The organism is Neorhizobium sp. T25_27, from assembly GCF_002968565.1.
In the GTDB taxonomy this organism is placed as follows: Bacteria; Pseudomonadota; Alphaproteobacteria; order Rhizobiales; family Rhizobiaceae; genus Neorhizobium; species Neorhizobium tomejilense.
Genome location: NZ_PVBJ01000007.1, coordinates 312,456 through 332,684, shown reverse-complemented (window position 1 = coordinate 332,684; position 20,229 = coordinate 312,456). Strand labels below are relative to the sequence as shown.

Here is a 20,229-nt window from a genome sequence, read left to right as displayed (position 1 = left end):
GCTTCATGCTCCGTCACCATCCGAACGGCGCGGGCGCGGACTTCAGGAGAGAATTTGTTCGTCGTCTTGCTTGTCATAGACCCTACTTCTCACGAGTTGGGGTCTCCGGCCAAGCCGGGGCGGTTCATTGTCTCCTTAAAAGCGGAAACCCGGCGCGATGGCCGGGTGAGGTTGAGAAGGATGCTGAGAAGAGGGATCAATCGGAAGCCAGCCGGCCCTGCGCCGACCGAATTGCCAAGAGCGCCGCCTGGAATTCGGCGTTTCCGACCATGTCTGAAAAATCCATCGTGGTGGCGATTGACAGGCAGGCGGCGTGAACCTCATCGTCGGTCACCGCCTCGGGCCGTACAGTTTTGAAACTCGGGTCGACTTGGAGCACGGCGGTGATTGCGTCGCGCACGCGATCCTCCTGCAGCCTGACCAGGACGTGGGAAGGCTTTGGTGGGTCGACCGGCTCCTCAGGACCCGGGTCTCCGGCGAGAATGGCTTCTCCTCGGGCGATCGCCCAGGCAGATCGGACGAGCCAATCGAGCGACGGTGGCCGGGCAGCGCGGACGTCATCGAACAGGATCTTCAGCAGTCCGAGCAGGATCTCGAAATGACGCGCCCGGCGTTGGACAGGTTCATCGAATTGCTGGGGGATCTGGATCGGCGGACCCGCATAGGCCGCATGTGCGCCGTCCCAGATGCCGGTGATATGAATTGCGCCCGAGGAATCGAAGTCCTTCTCGGCGATATCCCAACTGTCATCCTCGATGGCAGCACGGCACGCCTCGTCCAGCGTGTCAGCTTCATAGGTGCGATGCCGGAAGACCGGCAGGTGATAGGTGGTCTCGATGGTGAAGTCAGGCATAGGTACCTCCTGAAACGGAAAAGCCCGGCGCAATGGCCGGGCTGTTGGGAAAGAAGACCCGACCGCAAATTCGATCGGGTCAATCTGGTCGGATCACTATTCGGCGGCGGCGAGATGCTCGTCGTTGATCTCACTCTCGGTATCGTCAGCACCATCGCTCGATGCTTCCGGCTCTTCGAGCAGGAAGGCCGGCAGGTCCTCAATTTCCGTAGTCTCAGCCTGCTCGGGCTCGACGGCATCATCTCCGGCAGCGTCGATATCGATGATGCCTTCGCCGTTCGTCATGCGGAGCGGTTCCGGCAGCCAGCCGCTGCCTGTCATCAGCCGTTCAGCCTCGCGGGCCATGTCGGTTTTCTTGAGATGGCCGATCAGTTCCGCCGCCTGGTCCCCCTTTGCCTCACGAACCGCCTGCAGGATATGCGCCTTCGTGACACGGCCGAGATAGTTGTCGGCGGTCGTCGTCCAACCGGCTTCCACGATATCGAAGCCGATCGAGCTGGCCAGCTGTTCGGCATGGGCGATGGCGCGCGTCCGCTTGTTCCAGGGTTCGATCACTGCGTTGACCGACAACGAGGCGCAATGCGCAAACAGGGCCTGCCGGCTGACCTCATCGAGCTTGATCAGGAAATCCCACAGATCGTTCGGATCCTTGGGCAGATCCTGGCCCCAGCCTTCCTGCCTCTGATCGATCTCCTTCGCCCAGACCGTATCGCCGAGGCCGGGCGTCTGGCTGAAGCGAGCGCTCTGCAGCGTCACCTCCAGGCATGAATCCGAGCCGTAGACGTAGAAGGTCTTCAGGACAAAGGCATGCAGGACAGCGACAAAGGCGATGACGGGGTTGTTCGCCAGCGCGTTGCGCAAAGCGATCGTCCGAGCTGCCGTCAGATCGAGAACCAGGCGGTCGGGAAGCGGCTTGATCGTTTCGTCCTCGTCGTCGGGTTGGGTGCCTTCCCCGCCGGCGCCGGTTACCGGGCGAGCACTGTCATGAGCGCCATGATCGTCACCGATATCATCCGTCAGATCCGTCTCATCCTTCGGTTCATCCTCGGGTCGCACGAAGCCCCGCTCGATCTTGAGCTCGCCACTGGCGCCGAGCGAGATGAAGACTCCACCGCGGGCGATCTCCTGCGGATCGAAAACGTACGGACGGTCGTTGAGCCGGTCGAGCTCGCTGCCGAGTTCCTCCAGCTTCTGTTCGGTCGCTTCCGAGTATTCGTTTGCCGCCGCATACTCTGCGTCGAGCTTGTCGTATTCGGCGCGGGTGGCGTCATAATGTGCCAGTTCATCTTCAGTCATTTCGGCCTGCTCGCCGTAGAAGCGGCGCAGGCCGGACGTGTGGCCGTAGGGGAAGTCGAAGGCGGCTTCGACCCATTTCCAGCCTTCGCTTATCCGAATTCCCTCGGCGTCAGCTTTCAGCTTTTCCATCACGAGCTGTTCCAGCAGCGCCGGATCCTGCAGCCAGCCGCCCTGGTCCTGGTCGAACAGATCGCGCATGGTCACACCGCCTGCTGCCTCGTAGGCTTCGATGCCGACATAGACGGCGCGGCGGTCGCTGGCGCGGATCGCGGTTTCGGTCAGCAGCCGGCGGATGTAATACGGCTCGCGGCTATGCGAACGCGAGATCGTGTCCCAGACCTGCTCCTGGCGAACGTGGTCGTTGGTGATCGAGAAGGCCATGATCTGCTCGAGCGTCATCTCGTCCTCGGCATAAAGATCGAGAAGCCGCGGTGAGACGGAAGCCAGCCGCAGGCGCTGTCTGACCGTCACGACTGAAACGAAGAAGCGCGCGGCGATCTCCTCCTCGCCGAGCCCCTGCTCCCGCAAGGTCTGGAAAGCGCGGAACTGGTCGAGCGGATGAAGGCTCACGCGCTGGACGTTTTCGGCAAGCGAGTCCTCGACTTCGAGGGTTTCGCCTTTGCTGACGATGCAGGGAACGCCGGCGGTTTTGGCCAACCGCTTCTGCGCGACCAGGCGCTCGAGGGCACGATAACGGCGCCCGCCCGCCGGAATCCGATAAATTCCCGTCTCGTTGCCATCGTCGTCGAGTTCGGGGCGGACATTGAGGCTGGTCAGCAGACCACGGTGGGCGATGTCCTCCGCCAGGTCCTCGATCGACACGCCCGCCTTGATCTTGCGGACGTTCTGCTGGCTGAGCACCAGCTTGTTGAAGGGAATATCCCGGGCTGCACTGAGGGTGATTTTTTCCATAGCCTGAGCCATGTCGTTTCTCCATGACGGACCGGCCGGAACCTCTCTCCAGCCTCCTATCCCGCCACAATCCCCCTTCCCTCCTCTCCCTCTAGCCGCTCTTGAACCCCGCCGCGAGCCACCTCCAGTGCCAGGTTGATCAGCCCTGTTTTACGCTCTATTTCTTATCCCTGTTCAGGCGGCTACCACATATTTTCGATGAGGTCATAAATGATAACGTCCGAGCTCGTTTCCCTGATCGGCGGTCGGAATCCCGACCTCCATCACAGCGATGCGGAGCGGATTGTGGATACGATCCTCGACGAAATAGCAGCAACCCTGGAACAAAGCGGGCGAGTCGAACTCCACGAGTTCGGGGTATTCACCGATCGCAACCGCCCATCCCGTTCGGGCTGCAGTCCAAGAGACGGCGCCTCGATTTTTGTCGAAGAAAAGTGGGTACCATTCTTCAAGGCGGGCAAGGAGATGCAGGATCGGTTGAATTCAGCCAGGACCTCAATCTCCGGCGATTAAGTCAGGAGTTTCGGCGTCGTCCAGTAACGCGCGGCTCGCCTTCAGAAACCCGTACTGGCGCCGGAAGGCGCTTAAGAGAAAACGTGGCCCGGTTCCGCGTGCGCGATATCTGAGTTTCCAAAATGTCGACCGACCAACCGATTTTCCATACGTCAAACAAGCGCCTGTGCGAGTTCGACCGGCCGCTCTTTCACGAACAGGGCAGATCGCGTTGCGTTAGGGATCGACGACCCGATATTGCGCAGGTCCTCTTCGACCAGCGAGATCCGGCAACAGCGCCTCAAGCGCGGGGTTGAAGAATAAGGCGTCGAGATCGCGATGGAAGAATACTGCATTTCAAGGAAGCGGCCGTAGCGCACGCGGTCGGCGAAGGGGCGCGCCCGCATGATGAACCGGTCGAGCTGCTCATGCGCTTCGTGCGTCGCGGCTTTCAACCGCTTTGTGCGGCTTTCCTGGGCGAGTGCGGTATCTTGCATCAATGGTCCTCGTTTTGATTGTCATTGCCAATGCCCGGCCGGCAGGGTCTCATTCCTCCCGGAACGCCCTGTTGATCTGGTCGGAAAGCGGCTTGATCAGGTAGGAAAGGGCGGTGCGATCCCCGGTCCGGATCATGGCTTCGGCCGGCATGCCGGGAACAAGCGACAGGCCCTCAAGTTTGCTGATTTCCTCGTGCGGCACCGATATGCGGACCAGATAATAGGATCGCCCGGTGCGCTCGTCGACGGTGAGGTCCGCGGCGATACGACTGACATAGCCGTTCAGTTCGGGTGTGGTGCGCAAGTTGAAAGCCGACATGCGCAGCACGGTCTTGTGACCGGGCTGGATCTGGTCGATATCCTTGGGCGCGATCTGCACCTCGAGTGCCAGGTCCTCGCCTTCCGGAACGATCAGCATGATCGGATCGGCAGGAGCGACTACGCCTCCTACCGTATGGACGGCGAGCTGGTGGACGATGCCGGACTGAGGCGCGATGATGTCGATCCTGCGCAACTCGTCTTCAGCGGCGATCTTGCGCTCGACATATTCGCCGAACTGGGCCTGCACTTCGCGCAGTTCCCTGCCAACCTCGGTTTTCAGGTCCTGGTCGACCTGGAGGATCTGCAGCCGCGTCTCGGTGATCCGCCCGGCCGCCTGCGCCTGATAGGCGATCTTTTCCCCCCGTTCCCCGCCATAGGTTGCAAGCTGCGTCTTGAGGCTGTTCAAGCGCTGATCCGAGACGATGCCCTTTTGCCTGAGGGCGGTAAGGGAACCTATCTCCGTGGCAAGAACCTCGATCCCCTGCTGGTATGCATCTTCCTGAGCCTTGAGGCCTTCAATTTCATGCTCGTACTGGGTGATGCGTTCGGCCAATTGGGCTTTCTTGCCTTGTCGAGACTGGGTCCGGAAGTCGAACAACCGGATTTCGCTGTGGATCGCCGAGCCGACATCGGCATTGTCGAGACGTGCCCGCAGCCAATCGGGAAAGACGATCGCCGCCAGATCGTCGCGTTCGGCCTCCAGCCGCGCCAGCCGGGCGGCAAGCTCGTCCAGACGTTTGGTCACGATGGCGAGATTGGCGCGCGTCTGGGTCGCATCGAGGCGCATGACGATGGCGCCGGCCTTCACCTCGTCCCCTTCGTGCACCCGGATGTCGCCGACCACACCGCCGGTCGGGTGCTGCACCTTCTTCACGTAGGAATCGACGACGAAATGCCCAGAAGCGACGACCGCACCGGATAGATTGGTGACGGAGGCCCAGGCCCCTGCCCCGCCGACCAGGGCTGCACTTGCCAGCAAGGCGGCGATCAGGTGGAGCCGGATGGAGCGGGAGACACCAAGGCTCGGGTCAAGGTCGGACATCGGTTTCCTCCTCGTCTGCATGATCTTTTCCGCCGGCAGCCGCAGTCTCGGCGGCGGGAAGCGCCGGGTTTGCGATCAGCCGCAGGCCCGATATGCCGAAAGGGGCCGAGAAGAAACAGTTGCCGGACGGTGCGGGTGGCCGGGGCGCTTTCAGGACCTTGGTGAGTATCTCGTCGCGCGGACCAAAAGCTTTCTGTCGGCCGTCTTCCATCACCAGGACATGATCAACGGCGCCGATGGCGCTTGGACGATGGGCAACGACGATGGCGATACCTCTTCGCTCGCGCACTGCGGCGATCGCCCGCACGACGGCGGCTTCGCCGTCTGCGTCCAGATTGGCATTCGGTTCATCGAGCACGACCAGAAAGGGATCGCCGTAAAGGGCGCGCGCCAGGCCGATGCGCTGCCGCTGGCCGGCCGACAGCTCCGATCCGCCTTCACCGATGGGTGTTTCATAACCGCGCTCGAAGCGAAGGATGAGGTCGTGGGCGCCGGCCGCCCTGGCCGCCGCGACAATGGCGGCGGGATCCGGCTCGTCCTCGAAACGGGCGATGTTTTCGGCGATCGTCCCGTCGAACAACTCGACGCCTTGCGGGAGGTAACCGATATGACGTCCGAGCCTCTCGCGGTCCCACTGCTCGAGGCTGGCGCCGTCGATCCGGACTTTTCCGGCGGCCGGCAGCCAGGCGCCGACGATGGCGCGCGACAGGGTTGATTTTCCCGAACCCGAGGTGCCGATGATGCCGAGCGCACTGCCCGCCTCTACGGTGAACGCGATGTTGGTAACGGTCGGTTTCTTCTCCCCGGGCGGGATGATCGTTACGCCCTCGATGCTCAGTTGGCGTTCCGGCGCAGGCAGGGACATGAAGGAGGTGGCTTCCGGCAGCATTGCCAGCAGCGCCTTAATGCGCGCCCAGCTCTGTCGCCCCAACAGGAAAGGTTTCCAGCTGGAAATCGCAAGATCGACCGGCGCCAGCGCCCGGCCCATCATGATCGAGCTGGCGGTCATGACCCCGGCCGTGACCTCCTGTTCGATGACGAGATAGGCGCCGACCGCGAGTATGGCCGATTGCAGCACCATGCGCAGCGATTTCGATATCCCGCCAAGGTCTCCCGCGACATCGCCGGCTCTGCGATTGGCGGCAAGATATTCCGTGTTCGTCCTTTGCCAGCGCGCGGAAATTCGCTTGCCAAGCCCGAGCGCCTGAACGATCTCGGCATTGCGGCGGGCTGCCTCCATAAGACCGTTTCGCGCCATGTTATGGGTAATTGTATCGCGGATCGGTTTTTGCGAAAGCACATTGCCGATGAGCGTCAGCGAAATCAGGATGAGCGCGCCGACGAGGGCGGTGACGCCGATCCAGACATGGAACAGGAAGCAGATCCAAAGGTAGAGCGGCATCCATGGAAGGTCGAAAAATGCCGTTGGACCGCCGCCGCCCAAAAATCCCCGGACATTGTCGAGATCGCGCAGCGGCTGCAGGCCGTCTCCTGGCATCCGCGTCAGAAGCGGCAGGCGCACGATAGCGTCATGAACGCGGCGGGACATTTGTCCGTCAAACCGCTCGCCGATCCTCAACAGCACGCGCGCCCGGAGGATGTCGAGCAATGACTGGAACGCATAAAGTCCCGCCGCAAGAACGGCGAGCCCGACGAGCGTCGGCACGCTGCCGCTCGACAATACCCGGTCGTAGACCTGCAGCATGAACAAAGGCGACGCCAGCGCCAGCAGATTGATCATCCCGCTTACCATGGCAATCGCGATAATGCTGTGCTTGAGATTGAAGGTGACCGCCGCAGCACGAGGCTGCGACGGTACCTGCTTGGATGAGCCAAACATGTCTGATCCGCGTTAGACGAATTCGAAATTCGAGGCGGACAGGTTTGCGACCGTCACTCCCGTCAACGTGATCGATCCATAGGAACCGAGATCGATCACCGCGCCGGATGCTGTGTTAGATGTCGCCGCGATGATTTCGGCATAGGTGTCGTAGGCTGCATTGTTCAACCCGATGACGATCCCCTCACCTGCGGCATAGTTGAAATCGGCGATCGTGTCGTCGCCGATGACCGAGAATGCCGTATCGAGCAAGCCAGCGCCGCTGAGGTCGAAGATGAACGAGTCGAGCCCGCCATTGCCCGTGAGGACATCATTGCCTTCAAAACTGTAAAGCGCATCCGCGCTGGAAGTTCCGTTCTGTGCGGTTCCGACTTCCGCGAAATAGTCGTATAGCCCGTCAAAGGACTGGCCGAAGAAGGTACCGCCTTCGAGAGCGCCGCCGTGTGAGAGCGAGTAAATCGCTTCATTGAAGGTGCCGGTTGGCGCGGCGCCGCCGAAATCGATCGACAGATCGACGCCGGTCAAGCTCGACCCTGATGCGGTATTATAGCTGTAGCCCGTACCAAACTCCATCGTGTCGAGATCGCTGGTACCCGCCAGCCCGCCCTGCGCGTAGTCGAGAGGGCTCCCCTCAAGAACCACACCGTAGTCGGCGGTATTGCCCGCACCCCAATTGGTATGGGTCGAGCTGGTCGGATTATCAAACGCACCGTTGCCATTGTACGGAGCAAAACCGGCACTCCACACCTCTTCGAAGTAATAGAGCAGATCGCTGCTTGCCGATGTCAATGAAAGGACTGCAGTCATTTGCTTTCTCCTTGGGTTAGTTCAAATGTCCGCCCCTTGGCGAACCCCGGATCCGCGACAGAGGGCTGCCGCCGAAATTCTAGAATTTGACGTTGAGGGAGAGCGTGGCCGTCCGCCCCGGTGCCGGAAGCGTTCGATAGCCAAGCGCCGGGACGTAGGCGATGTCGGCGACATTGTTGACGGCAACCCTGAGCGTCGTCGTCTCGTTGAATGTGTAGGAGCCATAAAGGTCCAGCAGCGTATATTTGTCCGTCTTGTAGTTGCCCGCCAATTGCCCGTAGGCGGGTTCGCTGTCTCCGACATGGGTGACGCGGGCGCCGACCGTCAATTTCTCTTCCAGGAAGCGTGCTCCGGCGTTGACGGTAAACCGTGTCTTGGGAGGTACGAAGAGAGCGGCAGGTGCAGCGTCGAAAGACTGACCGTTGTAGCTGTAAGCGGTGGGGAATTCCGCATCCAGCCAGGTGAACGAACCGCCGACATAGTAGGAACCGGCATCGTAATTCGCCTCAAGTTCAAGCCCCTTCATGCTGGTCGTGCCATCGAGGTTCACGAAAGAATCGTAGTCCATCGCCGTTTCAGGGCGATAGACGTTCGTTCCGAAGGAAATGTAATCGTCGATTTCACGGTAGAAGGCGACGGCCTTCATCCGCAGCGTATCATCGCCGGAAAACACGCCATCGAGCGAGATATTGGCGCCGAGCTCGTAGGTATTGCCGCTTTCCGGCTCGAGGAAGGGATTTGGGGCATACTGGATGGGCGTCGTGTTCGGATGCGCGCCGCTGAACAGCGACTCCATCGCCGTCGGCGGACGATAGCTGCGGGAATATTTTGCGAAAGGCTGCAGCCAGTCGGTCGCCTTCACCGCGATCATCGCGGTTGGCAGGAACGCTCCGCCGGAACGGTCGATATCGGTTTCCACGGGGTAGTAGGTGGTAACGGTGCCGCCAGGTCCCCACCTCCTGCAAATTGTGCCTGCAGCGTTCCACTGGAGGCAAACGCGCGGCGTCGTGGTCGTTTGCGAGCCATAAAACGATGTCGAGCCGCGAAGATGATAATAGTCATAGCGAAGGCCGCCCGAAACCATCAGCCAATCGTCATGCTCCAGCGTCGCGTTGGCAAATCCGCTGATCATGTCGCGACGGCCTGCCGGGTTGGTGCCGGTATAGGTCAATGAATAATCGATGCCGTCCTGGACCATGAATGGCGTGCTGGACTGGCCGTCGTCCTGAAAGGCTTCGACGCCGTAATTGAGGGAGAGCAGCCCGGTTGCGGTGTTGAAGCGACTGGTGTTTTCGATGCTGGCGCCATATGTGGCCAACCGGTATTCGACCGGCAGGGTCCAGTCTTCCCCGTTATAGACGCGGTTTCGCATTTCGTCGTTCTGGGTGTGATTGTACCAGAAACGGGCCTTGAGATCGATCAACTCGCTGTCCGGATCCCATTCGAAACCTGCCGTGAGCGTGTTGTTGACGACATCCTGGATATCTTCGCCGCCGGCGCCGGTGTTTTCCGCCGCTCCCTGACTCGACTGCGAGTCGTTGCGCAACCAGGAGAGCGAAAAGTTCAGGTCGTCCGTGAAATTGCCCTCGGCTTTGAAGAAGGTATTGGTCGATTCCTGGCCCGTGAATACCAACGTGTCGTCACCATCCGTCACCTCGCCAGTCAGTTCGACATCGCCGTTCTTGCCGATCTTGTACGCACCGATGTTTTTGTGGCTCACACCGCCAAGAAGCGAGAAGTCTTCCGAAAGGCGAACTGCGCCGACGACCGATCCGTCGAAATTGAATCCGTTGCTGCCGACAGTGCTGTTGACTTCGAGACCCCAATCTTTTTCGCCTTCAATGAGGTCGTCTGCAACAAGCGTGCGGAAGTTCACCGACCCGCCCAGCGCCCCCGCGCCACCGACGCCGGAAACGCCGCTTTTCTCGATATCGATTTCGCGAAGAATGCCGTATCGACATAGGTCCGCTGGCTTGCGCCATGACCATTGCGCTGGAAGTTCTGTCGGGCGCCATCGATCATCGTGACCACGCGGTTCTGATCCTGAAGGCCGCGGATGTTGATGCTCATGCCCGGGTTCTGGCCTTCGGAGCGGTTGACCAGGACGCCGGCGACGTTATCGAGAAGATCGCGGGCATTTCGCGATGGCGCCTTCTTGATCGCTTCGCGCGATACGACGCTGACGCTCGATGGTGTTTCATAGACCCAGTCCGGCGTTCCCTGAAAACCCGATCCCGTATTTGCCCGTCGAGATGACCTGATGATGATGGGCGCCAGAACTGTGAAACTTTCATCCGCGGCGTCCGTGCTGGCCGAATGCTGGCCGCCGATCACCGCCGCCCGGTTCCCCGTAAACCAGAAGGGTATGCCGGTTCCGGCCAGCATCTGCGCCAGTGCCTGTTGCGGCGACATGGTGCCTCGCACCGCATTGACGGTAACGCCTGGCTGCGTGTCACCCGAGGCCTGGGTCACCTGAAAGCCGGACTGGCGATTAAAGGCGGATAAGGCGCCGGCAAGCCGTTGGGCTGGAATGTCGAAGTTGTGCGTGTCTGCCCGACTTGCCGTCGGTGACGCCGCGCCGGTCTGGTCCTGTGCAACGGCATAACCTGCCAGCCACAAGACAGTGAAGGCGGAGCTCCACAACATCACCCTGCAGAGGGGCCCCCTGCCCCTGCTACGAATTGCCCTTGCGTCCGCCCCGAATGCCATAATACCCCAAGTCTCTCCGTCTTCAGCCCGCCATCCGGGGGCCTTCGACTTAGAGACAATTGGGCAATGCCAGATTTCCGCGGAAAGTTTCACTTTTCCGCTAAATCATGAATATTACTATCAACTTTGTTTAGAGGCGGGATATCACCCGGACGTAATCGGATATTTTGCGAACTTTTCCGCCATACGGGTCGACCAGTGCACCGAGGGCCTGATCGGGGGCGTTCAGGTCGTAGATCCCGCTCACTCTCCGGTTCGCAAGGCTCCGGTCGGGGATGGAGATCAGAGCCGGATGGTAGCGCTGAATCTGTTCGATGACCGAACCGATTGTCTGGTCCACGACAAGGAGCCTGCCTTGCCTCCAGGAACCGATATCGGCGATAGCGACTGCGGACGCCGTAACGCCACCACTTGCGTGATCAAGCGTCAACATGCCCCCGGGGGCAAGGACGTGTTCCGTCGCGCCGGCTCTGTCGGGGGAAGCCTTGACCGCGCCACGAGCGAGGGCGACCGCCGTCTCATCGCCACCGACGCGGACGTCGAAGGCGGTTCCCAGAACCTCGACCTTCAGTCCACCTCCTTCGACAGTGAACGGTCGCGTCTTTTCGGGTGCGATATCGAAGAACGCTTCTCCCTTGAGCAGGATGACGCCACGCCTGTCGCCGGAAAATGCCAGCGCCATGGCACTATCGGCTGCAAGCACGACGGAGCTTCCGTCTTCAAGCGTTATACTTCGGCTTTGGGCCGTGTCCGTTACATAATCCGCCTGCAGCCGGATAAGCAGTGAGGGACCGGCCAGGAGCAGAAGACAGAGTGCCGTGCCGGTGAAGATTGCAGCGCCCACAAGTCTGGAGGTCAGGCTGAATCGGCGCATGGGCGGTGCGCCTGCGGTGAGCGGTAAGGCTTCTCGAACAGCTGGTGGCATCTGCCCCAACGCCTGCCACATCTCGCAGGTTTCCTGCCACTCGCGCCGGTGCTCCGGTGCCTCAAGGAGCCAGGCTTCGAATGCCGATCGCAGGCTCGGATCCTCTGGGCTTTCACGGATCAGGATAAGCCAATCCGTCGCCTGGTCGGACAGCGTCCTCGTTCTTGAATCGATGGTCATACTGCCAGCTTTAAATCACGCAGAGCGTTGTTCCCTGTTCTTACTCTATAGACACTCAACCCACTCGAAATTTCCAGGGGCGCATGTTTTTTTCTCGAGGGCCTTTCCTCAACTCAGGGCCCGCGCGACATTTCTTCCTTGATCATCCTCATTGCATCGTTGAGCAGTCGATGAACCGAGGTTGTGGAGAGATTGAGAATTTCGGCAATTTCCTTCAATGAGAGGCCGTCGAACCTGTACATTTGCAACACCAGCCTGGCTCGTTCCGGCAAGGCATCGACAGTTGCCGCGACCGTTTTGACGCGCTCATGAAAAAGCAGACTATCTTCAGGCGTATCGTTGGGCATCGGCAATGCCCACCACGGAATGTCAGGAGACGCCACCGATTCTTCAAGTTTCTTGCGCCGCCGCCTGTTGAAGGAAAGATTGCGGACGATCTGAAAGAGATATCCCTTGTGCGAAACGCTTTCGCCAGTTTCGGCGGGGACGAATTTCAGGTAGGCGTCCTGGACAACATCTTCGGCTTCAGCCCTCGATCCAACGAGCGGCGTCGCGTAGTCGACAAGCGCCTTGCGATTTTGCAGGTACATTGCGTACCGCTCGCCATTTTTTCCTATACCCATTCCAAAATACTCAAAACATATGCAGTCTTGCAGGCGCTGTCGGCGCAGTTGATCGACTGTTCTCAATCCGAAATTTCGATCAATCGACAAGATTTGCAGGAGCTATATCACTCCTACTGATCGCCGCCAATAAAACTTGAGTGTATTTATCATGATTCCTTGGGCTCAGTCGATGAACTCGACAAACCGGACGTTATTTCTGTTTACCGGATATCAGATGCGGGACGGCAAGGTATGTGGAGCAACCAGCGGCCCGGCCTTTTTGGCGCCGATTGCGGACTACAGCTTTTGACAAGCTCATTCCACACAAACCCGACCTGAGGGCAGAGCCCGGCCGGTAGCCGATCTCTTTGACCATGAGTGCCTGGGCCTGCTGATAAACTCTGCGGGCATGTTTCTGATGTCGGTCGCCGCCTATTGCGAAAGCCTCTTCGGAGTTCTCGGCGCAACCATGGTGATCGCCGTCGGTTTCGTGCCGGTCGTGCTGACGACAACCGGCCTGATCGTCGGAAGCGCGCCGCCGGAAAAGTCGGGCTCCGCCTCGGCGATTTCGGAGACAAGTGCCGAATTAGATCTATGCCCGCGCAAATATCGACGAGCAGGCCGTTGCGGCTGCTCATTGAAAAACGCGGGAGATTGTTCTTGATGTCCCGGTAGGCAGATTCATCGACTTGTCCCTTCGGCGACCTGCGCGGCACGGCCGATGCGCAGTCCACTGCGCAATGTCGTGAGGATGAGGGCGTGCTCGGGGACACCACCGGTGATCTCAATACGACCGTCGAGCAACCGGTGCCCAAGTGTCACGTTGCGCTGCTCCAGGGATCCATCCTCGACGGTCCATACGGTCCCTTGATTTTTGCCGAGGCCGATGATGGCCGCCTCCGGGACCAATAGGGCCTGCGGAAGCCGAACGCTCGTGATGTGGGCCTCAGCCTGCTCACCGAGATACAAGTCGGCGGGCGGCGAGTCGAACGTGATCTCGACCCGCCGCTCCTCGTTGACCCGGTCGCTTTCCGGCTGGATGCGCGCGACGTGGCCGGCGATACGCTTGCCAGGCTGAGAACGCAGCACGATCTCGGCGGGTTCGCCGACGGTGATCTCGCCGGCCTTGCTCTCGTCGACGTAAGCGAGCGCCCACACGGTCTTTGGGTCGATCAGCGTGAACACGGGTTCACCGGCGCCGAGCGCCGAGCCGAGTTCCCTGAGGCGCGTGGTCACCATGGCATCGTACGGCGCCGCGAGGGTGTAGAAGTCCAATATGGTTGACTGCAGTTGCTGTTGCGCTTTGGCGTCGCCAATATTGGCCTTGGCCACCAGGCGATCGCATATGCGTTCCCTGCGGTCAGGATGGAGAGAGCTCATGCTATCTTTGCTGCGCCTCGGCCGCGATACGCGCAATGATCTCGATCAACTGCGGCGTCTAGCCGGATTGCTTGTGTCCTACTCACACTGCATTCTTCAGCCAGCTCCGGAGCGCACGAAAACTCTCCGACCTTAGTTTCGGTTCGGCGAACACGAAGGCGTAGTGTTCCCGCACCGTGTGGTCAGCAAAGAGAGGAATGAGCTGCTCCTCCGCCAGTTCCTGCCTGACAAGCTTCTCGCGCACTATGGCAATACCCAGCCCTTCAATCGCAGCCGTCAGCTCGAGGCCTGAACTCTCCAGATCGATGAAGCGAGCGTTCGCGAATACCCGCGCGGCGCGAATTCCGAGCCACAGTTCCCAGTTGCGGGTGAATTCTGCGGAGCGCAGCAGCACGTGCCGCTCAAGGTCATCCGGTGTTTCAAGCGGCGGCGCGCGGCGCAGGTAGGCTGGACTGCAGATGGGCATGAGGTTGGCGTCGGCCAGCACCTCGCAGAGGAAACCCGTGCGGTTCATTGGCTTGCCCACATAGATCATGCCGTCCAGAGCCTCCGTGTCCTGATTGCCGGTCACGAAGCGCACATGGATGTCGGGATGCCGTGCATAAAGACTGCCGAGTGCCGGCATGATGCACTTCTGCAGGAAAACGCGCGGGCTTCCGATCACCAGCGGCCGTTGCTCTATACTGATGGAAATATCGCTGGTGACCGCGCGAATATCACCGAGAGAGGCATGGATCCTGGCCCAGTAGACTTCTCCGGCCGGAGTGAGGGCGATCTTGCGATGCATGCGTTCAAACAGTTCGGATCCCAGGAAGGCTTCGAGGTTCTGGATCTGCCGGCTGACTGCACCGGGTGTCAGACAAAGCTCCTGCGCCGCCTTGGCGATGCTCGCATGCCGGCCGACCGCTTCGAATACAGGAAGCGAGGTCATGGGCGGCAGATCGCGTCTGCGTTTTCCCGTCATAGGCTCCTCCTGCATCGTTATACGAATTGATTGAGAAATACTCAATCGAGCGGAGAAAAATTCGATTTTTCGACGGCGGCGGTGGCGCTAGGGTCTAGAACCTGAACAAAGTGGGGGAGGACCATGAAAAGTTCATCATTGGCATTGATGTGCCTGACACTCGCCGGCGGAACCGTGCTTTCGTCGCTTCCGGCATCTGCGAAGCAATTGCGCGTGGGGCTTTCGGCGCTGGCAACGTCCGTCGATCCGCATTTCCATCGCGCCGGCTACAATTTCGACCTGCGCGAAAACATTTCCGACGCCTTGGTCTACGCCAACGGGGTTAACGGCGAGGTGGAGCCGCGGCTGGCGAAATCCTGGGAAATTCAGGGGGATACCAAATGGGTCGTGACGCTGGAGCCCAAGGCCAGGTTCGACAGCGGCAAGACGCTGAGTGCCGATGACGTTGTCTATTCGCTCTGCCGGGTGCGCAACGTACCGAACAGTCCTGGCCTTTTCAGCAGCTTCATCTCAACCGTCAAAAACATCAGGGATGCCGGCGGCGGAAAGATCGAGATCGAGACCAAGAAGCCGGATCCGAACCTTCTGCGCAACCTGAGCTATATCGGTATCGTCGAAAATCCGACCGGCCGAATGCTGACCTATGACGAAAAGAACTGCGGCAACGACAACTGGCTGGCGACGGGTGATTTCAACGGCGGCAAGACCTCTGCGGGCATAGGTCACTACCGGGTGAAGAAGTTCACCCCGGATGTCGAGATCGAGCTTGAGCGCAACCCGCAATATTACGGCGCGGCTGCAGGCTATGAAACGGTTCTGGTCAAGTCCTTGCCGGACAACAGTGCCCGTATTGCGGCGCTGCTCGGCGGTTCGGTCGACGTCATCAACGCCGTCCCGATCAACAGCGTCGACAGCATCCAGACCTCCGGCAAGTATCATCTCGCCTCAATGCCGTCGACGCTTCTGATTTTTCTTCTGCCCGACCAGGGCCAGGAAAAGACGCCGAAGGTCTCCGGCACGGATGGCAAGAACCCTTTCCTCGATCCACGGGTCCGAAAGGCGCTGAACCTGGCGATCAACCGCGAGCAGATTGCCGAAACCGTGATGGGCGGCATGGCTCAGCCTGCAAGCCAGATTGTCGTCGACGGCGTATTCGGTCACGATCCAAACCTGCAACCCTATGCCTACAACCCTGCCGAGGCCAAGCGACTGCTGGCGGAAGCGGGCTATCCGAATGGCTTCTCGCTGACGCTGAACGCCCCGAGCGACCGTTATGTCAACGGCGCGCAGGTCGCCCAGGCCATAACCGCCATGCTTTCTCAGATCGGCCTGAACGTGACGTTGGAGACCTTCCCCTTCAGCATCTACTTCACCAAGGCGAGCGCCTATGAATACAGCCTCTACCTTGCCGGCGCGGCCGCCGATACGGGAGAAGGCCTGAGCCAGATGATCAATCTCGCCGGCTCGCGCAATCCGGAAAAGGGCTGGGGCGGCGCGAACCGCGGGCGTTATTCCAGCAAGATCACCGACAAGGCGCTCGAAGACGCCCAATCGACGCTGGACGATGTCAAGCGGGAGGAACTGTTGCGTTCGGCCGTGGCGCAGGTCCAGAAGGACGACGGTTACGTGCCGCTCTATCACGAGTTCGGCGTCTGGGGTGTCCGCAATGGCGTCCGTTACGAGGCCAATACCAACCTGACCAACATCTTCTATACCGCCCGTCCGGAATGAGGCGCGATATCGGCAAGGCCGGGATCCCAAACCGGCCTTGCCGCCAATTTCATGAAAGCAAGGCGTAAGATGGGTGCTGAATTCAATGACGCTCTGACGTCGCAATACGACTATCGGGGGCTGCGGGACGCATTCGCATCCACGGCGATGTACCAGGCATTTCTCGATGTCGAACGCGCGGTCGCGCTGGCACAGGGGGAACTGCTGATGATCCCGGCGGCGTCGGCCAAGGTGATCGCCGACAATTGCCGTTGCGAGCTGCTCGACTTGCAGCGCCTCGACGCGGGTTATCGAACCACGCGTCACCCGCTGATGCCGCTCATCAATGAACTCGTCCGGATCTCCGGACCTGAACACGGTGGCTACGTTCATTGGGGCATCACCACCCAGAACGTCATCCAGACCGGGCTGCTTTTGCTTGCCAAACGCGCCCAGGTCGTCATCGACGGGTTTCTCAACGATATCGTTCGCCATCTCGGCGGCCATGCCCGCGCCCATGCCAACACGATCATGGCCGGGCGCACCCATTATCGGCATGCCGTGCCGATCACCTTCGGTTTCAAAGTCGCCGTGTGGATCGAAGAATTCCTGCAGGCCATGGATCGGCTGAAAGAAGCGGAAGCGCGGGCCTTCGCGGTCATGAGCGGAGGAGCGGTCGGCTGCTTCTCGGCGCTCGGCAGGCAGGGGCCGGTTTTCCAGTCACGGGTGGCGGCTCTGCTCGGCATGAGTGAAATGGCCATTCCCTCGCGGGCGATCCGCACGCATATCTGCGAATACGTCAATGCCCTGACGCTGATGGCGTCGATCTGCCACAAGATCGCGGAAGAGGTCTATCTGAGCTCGTCGGAGGAATATGGCGAGGTCAGCGAGGGCCGCGTGGAAGGCTCGATCGGCTCGTCCACCATGCCGCAAAAGATCAACCCGATCCTCTGCTACGGCATCATCGCCAACAGCAACAAGCTCTATTCCAGTGCCGGCATGCTCATGGCGAGCGCCCATCGCCCGTTCGAGTCGGATGGCAGCGCTAACCAGATGTTCGAGGACGGACTGGTCGAGGTGATCGCGGCCGTCTCCGAGATAGTCGTGCGTACGGAGCTTCTGGTGCGTGACCTGATCATCGATAAGGAGCGAATGCGGGTGAACCTGGACCTGTCCGGTGGCGCCATCTTCGGCGAGTTTGCCATGATGCAGCTGGGCGGCCTCATCGGCAAGCACAGGGGCCATGAACTCGTGCATGAGGCAGCCATGGCAGCTGCGAGCGGCGCTGCGCCGTTCATGGAAGAACTGGCGCGCCTGCCGGGCGGCGAAACGGTGCGCGCCGCCATAGAAGACCGTCTGGCGGCCGGCAGCGCGGGAGGGATCTGCGTCGAATACGCCTTGCATTTCGGTGCGCTTGTCCGGGATATCGGCAGCGGTACCCTCCCGACAGCCGAGCAGCGCCATATCAACGTCTATCTGAAGGCCGAAAGCTGATGCTGTCCTTCGTGCTGCAGCGGCTGTTCCAGAGCGTCATCGTCGTCCTGATCATGTCGATCGTCCTGTTCGTCGGCGTCCGCCTGATCGGCAATCCAGTGGATATCCTGATCTCGTCGGAGGCTTCCGAGGCCGACCGGGTGGCGGCCGTCACAGCGCTTGGCCTCGACAAACCGCTCTGGGAACAATACGCAATCTTCCTCGGCAATGCCGTGCAAGGCGACTGGGGCGCATCCTTTGTCTATAAGGAACCGGTCGTCGGCATCCTGTTGCAGCGCCTGCCAGCCAGCCTGGAACTCGGCCTCGTCGCCTTCATTCTTGCCGTCGGCATTTCCATTCCCGCCGGCCTTTATGCCGGGTTGCGGCCGCAATCGCTGCCCGGGCGCGGTATCATGGCCTTCTCATTGATCGGGGTCAGCATCCCGACCTTCTGGCAGGGCATGCTGCTGATCGTCGCATTCGGCATCGCCCTGCCAATCCTGCCCGTGGGCGATCGCGGTGAACTGGCAACCCATTTCGGCATCACCTCCAGCCTCTGGACGCTCGACGGCTGGTCGCATGTCATCATGCCGGCCTTCAGCCTGGCGCTCCTGAAAATGTCTCTGCTGATGCGCGTGACGCGGGCCGCGACCATGGAGATCTGTCGGCTTGACTTCGTCAAGTTCGCCTATGCCAAGGGCGTGCGAAGCAGGTCGGTGGTGGTCGGCCACATTCTCCGCAACGCGCTGGTGCCGCTCGTTACTGTGACCGGCATCGAACTCGGCAATCTGCTCGCCTATGGCGTCATCACTGAGACGGTGTTCTCCTGGCCGGGCTTGGGCAAGCTGCTCATCAATTCCATCAAAGTGCTCGACCGGCCGATGATCGTAGCCCAGCTTACCTATACGGCGCTGCTCTTTATCGCCATCAACTTCATCGTCGATATTCTGCACATGATCATCGATCCCCGCGTCAAATCCGTTCTGAGGCGGCGTGCGGCATGAGTATCGCGAGTTTTCAGGATTTCGCGCGGCGCTTTGCCGAAAGCCGTTCCGCTGTCATCAGTCTGACGGTGAGCCTCGTCTTCGTGTTCTGTGCCATTTTCGCGCCGTTACTTGCGCCGACCGACCCGTATGACCTGACGCATCTGCAGCTTTCCGACGCATTGAAGCCGACCGGCTCGAAGCGGATGCTTCCGGGAGAGGAGGTCCGCGTCAATATCCGCGTCAACAATGGCGCGATCACCGTCCTGCCTGCCTCACCGACGAAGACCCGGCTTTCTTTGGCGGCCTCTTCGTGTGGTCCGAACTGTCTGACTGTCAGCGTCGAACCCACGGCCGCCAGGCTCGGGAGCCTGCAGGTCCGCAACCTGCCGAACGGTGCGACGATCGAGGGTGCGAAGAAACATCCGATCCAGCCTTGGTGGACGATCGACAATCCCGAGAGCAGTGAGGTCAGGATCACCTCCGCGACCTCCTTGCCGGCAAGCTTCACGCTGCTCGCGATCGCCAAATCGCTCGATCAGGAAACCGATTTCGTCTTTCGGCTCGGCACGGACAATTTCGGCCGCGACATGCTCTCGGCCATCCTTTACGGCATCCGCATCAGCGTCGTGGTCGGGCTGGTGGCCGCGGGTGCGGCCATGGTGCTCGGGACCGCACTCGGCTTGTTCGCCGCCTGGCAGCGCGGGGTGACGGACGCCATCATCATGCGCGCCGTGGACTTCATGCTCGGCCTGCCGGCGCTGCTCATCGGCCTCGCGATCCTCGCCATTCTCGGCAATGGCGTCAGCAAGGTCGTGCTCGCCATCGTCATCGTGCAATGGTCCTATTATGCCCGCACGGCGCGCTCCTTCGCCATGAGCGAACTCGGCAAGGAATATGTCGAGGCGGCCCGCTGCCTGCGTCTTTCGCCGGTGCGCATCATGCTGCGCCATGTCCTGCCGAACTGTATGCCGCAGATCATCGTGCTGTTTACCTTGAACATTGCCGCGGCGATATCGATGGAGTCCTCGCTGAGCTTCCTCGGCGTCGGCCTGCCCCTGACGCGGCCCTCGCTCGGCATGCTGATCGCCAGCGGCTATGAGTTCATCTTTTCGCAGAAATACTGGATCAGCATCTATCCCGGCGTCGTGCTCCTGGTGATGATCGTTGCCATGAACCTGCTCGGCGACCGTCTGCGCGATCTCAACAATCCGCGGCTCGACCGCTAGAGGAAGGCCGG

18 protein-coding genes and 1 pseudogene are annotated in these 20,229 nt (G+C 60.5%); 6 read left to right on the top strand and 13 right to left on the bottom strand.

Features of this window, described 5'->3' with window-relative positions:
• Positions 1-196: 196 nt before the first annotated feature.
• Together C5J24_RS20805 and C5J24_RS20800 are read right to left on the bottom strand one after the other, a co-directional pair.
• Positions 197-853 (bottom strand): hypothetical protein, encoded by a 657-nt coding sequence (locus C5J24_RS20805; RefSeq protein ID WP_105420565.1) that lies wholly within the window; start codon positions 851-853, stop codon positions 197-199.
• Between the two features lie 96 nt (positions 854-949).
• Positions 950-3,073 carry a ParB/RepB/Spo0J family partition protein gene (locus C5J24_RS20800; protein ID WP_105420563.1) on the bottom strand — a complete coding sequence of 708 codons (2,124 nt, stop codon included), beginning with the start codon at positions 3,071-3,073 and terminating at the stop codon, positions 950-952.
• A gap of 198 nt (positions 3,074-3,271) precedes the next feature.
• On the opposite strand from C5J24_RS20800, the gene C5J24_RS20795 reads away from it, so the two are divergent.
• On the top strand, positions 3,272-3,574 hold the full coding sequence (locus C5J24_RS20795; protein WP_105420561.1) for an HU family DNA-binding protein: 303 nt from the start codon (positions 3,272-3,274) through the stop codon (positions 3,572-3,574).
• Between the two features lie 152 nt (positions 3,575-3,726).
• Here C5J24_RS20795 and C5J24_RS20790 read toward each other — a convergent pair whose 3' ends face one another.
• The 9 genes and pseudogenes from C5J24_RS20790 to C5J24_RS20760 all read right to left on the bottom strand — a co-directional run bounded on the left by C5J24_RS20790 (position 3,727) and on the right by C5J24_RS20760 (position 12,464).
• Positions 3,727-4,050: a hypothetical protein gene (locus C5J24_RS20790; protein ID WP_105420559.1), complete on the bottom strand. Its 324-nt coding sequence runs from the start codon at positions 4,048-4,050 to the stop codon at positions 3,727-3,729.
• 49 nt (positions 4,051-4,099) lie between these two features.
• Complete coding sequence (locus C5J24_RS20785) at positions 4,100-5,413, bottom strand: HlyD family type I secretion periplasmic adaptor subunit (RefSeq protein ID WP_105420557.1); 1,314 nt, start codon at positions 5,411-5,413, stop codon at positions 4,100-4,102.
• A complete protein-coding gene (locus tag C5J24_RS20780; protein ID WP_105420555.1) occupies positions 5,400-7,253 on the bottom strand; it encodes a type I secretion system permease/ATPase in 1,854 nt (617 codons plus the stop codon). Before C5J24_RS20780 ends, C5J24_RS20785 begins: the two co-directional genes overlap by 14 nt.
• Positions 7,254-7,265: 12 nt before the next feature.
• Positions 7,266-8,060: a hemolysin gene (locus C5J24_RS20775; RefSeq protein ID WP_105404764.1), complete on the bottom strand. Its 795-nt coding sequence runs from the start codon at positions 8,058-8,060 to the stop codon at positions 7,266-7,268.
• 79 nt (positions 8,061-8,139) lie between these two features.
• Entirely contained in the window at positions 8,140-9,948 is a 1,809-nt protein-coding gene (locus tag C5J24_RS20770) for a TonB-dependent receptor domain-containing protein (protein WP_245446738.1), read from the bottom strand.
• Positions 9,933-10,706, bottom strand: a complete 774-nt coding sequence (locus C5J24_RS32440; RefSeq protein WP_245446730.1) for an STN domain-containing protein — start codon at positions 10,704-10,706, stop codon at positions 9,933-9,935. The genes C5J24_RS20770 and C5J24_RS32440 overlap by 16 nt, the downstream gene beginning before the upstream one ends.
• A 193-nt stretch (positions 10,707-10,899) precedes the next feature.
• Complete coding sequence (locus tag C5J24_RS20765) at positions 10,900-11,643, bottom strand: FecR family protein (RefSeq protein ID WP_245437456.1); 744 nt, start codon at positions 11,641-11,643, stop codon at positions 10,900-10,902.
• 84 nt (positions 11,644-11,727) lie between these two features.
• A pseudogene (locus C5J24_RS32695) lies at positions 11,728-11,874 on the bottom strand (FecR/PupR family sigma factor regulator); the annotation flags it as partial.
• A gap of 113 nt (positions 11,875-11,987) precedes the next feature.
• The gene (locus C5J24_RS20760; RefSeq protein ID WP_105420551.1) at positions 11,988-12,464 is read right to left on the bottom strand and encodes an RNA polymerase sigma factor; all 477 of its coding nucleotides are present in this window, start codon (positions 12,462-12,464) and stop codon (positions 11,988-11,990) included.
• 433 nt (positions 12,465-12,897) lie between these two features.
• On the opposite strand from C5J24_RS20760, the gene C5J24_RS20755 reads away from it, so the two are divergent.
• Positions 12,898-13,143: a hypothetical protein gene (locus C5J24_RS20755; protein ID WP_342588839.1), complete on the top strand. Its 246-nt coding sequence runs from the start codon at positions 12,898-12,900 to the stop codon at positions 13,141-13,143.
• Positions 13,144-13,160: 17 nt separating this feature from the next.
• Here the strand turns inward: C5J24_RS20755 and C5J24_RS20750 are convergent, their stop codons facing one another.
• Entirely contained in the window at positions 13,161-13,859 is a 699-nt protein-coding gene (locus C5J24_RS20750; protein ID WP_105420549.1) for an efflux RND transporter periplasmic adaptor subunit, read from the bottom strand.
• Positions 13,860-13,941: 82 nt separating this feature from the next.
• On the bottom strand, positions 13,942-14,823 hold the full coding sequence (locus C5J24_RS20745) for a LysR substrate-binding domain-containing protein (RefSeq protein ID WP_172724073.1): 882 nt from the start codon (positions 14,821-14,823) through the stop codon (positions 13,942-13,944).
• 123 nt (positions 14,824-14,946) lie between these two features.
• Here C5J24_RS20745 and C5J24_RS20740 point away from each other — a divergent pair, with 123 nt between their 5' ends.
• The 4 genes from C5J24_RS20740 to C5J24_RS20725 all read left to right on the top strand — a co-directional run bounded on the left by C5J24_RS20740 (position 14,947) and on the right by C5J24_RS20725 (position 20,218).
• Positions 14,947-16,554, top strand: coding sequence for an ABC transporter substrate-binding protein (locus C5J24_RS20740; protein WP_245437455.1), 1,608 nt, complete (start codon positions 14,947-14,949; stop codon positions 16,552-16,554).
• Between the two features lie 69 nt (positions 16,555-16,623).
• On the top strand, positions 16,624-18,027 hold the full coding sequence (locus tag C5J24_RS20735; protein ID WP_172724072.1) for a lyase family protein: 1,404 nt from the start codon (positions 16,624-16,626) through the stop codon (positions 18,025-18,027).
• Entirely contained in the window at positions 18,027-19,010 is a 984-nt protein-coding gene (locus tag C5J24_RS20730; protein ID WP_105420545.1) for an ABC transporter permease, read from the top strand. The genes C5J24_RS20735 and C5J24_RS20730 overlap by 1 nt, the downstream gene beginning before the upstream one ends.
• Complete coding sequence (locus tag C5J24_RS20725; protein ID WP_105420543.1) at positions 19,007-20,218, top strand: ABC transporter permease; 1,212 nt, start codon at positions 19,007-19,009, stop codon at positions 20,216-20,218. The genes C5J24_RS20730 and C5J24_RS20725 overlap by 4 nt, the downstream gene beginning before the upstream one ends.
• The last annotated feature ends 11 nt before the right edge of the window (positions 20,219-20,229 follow it).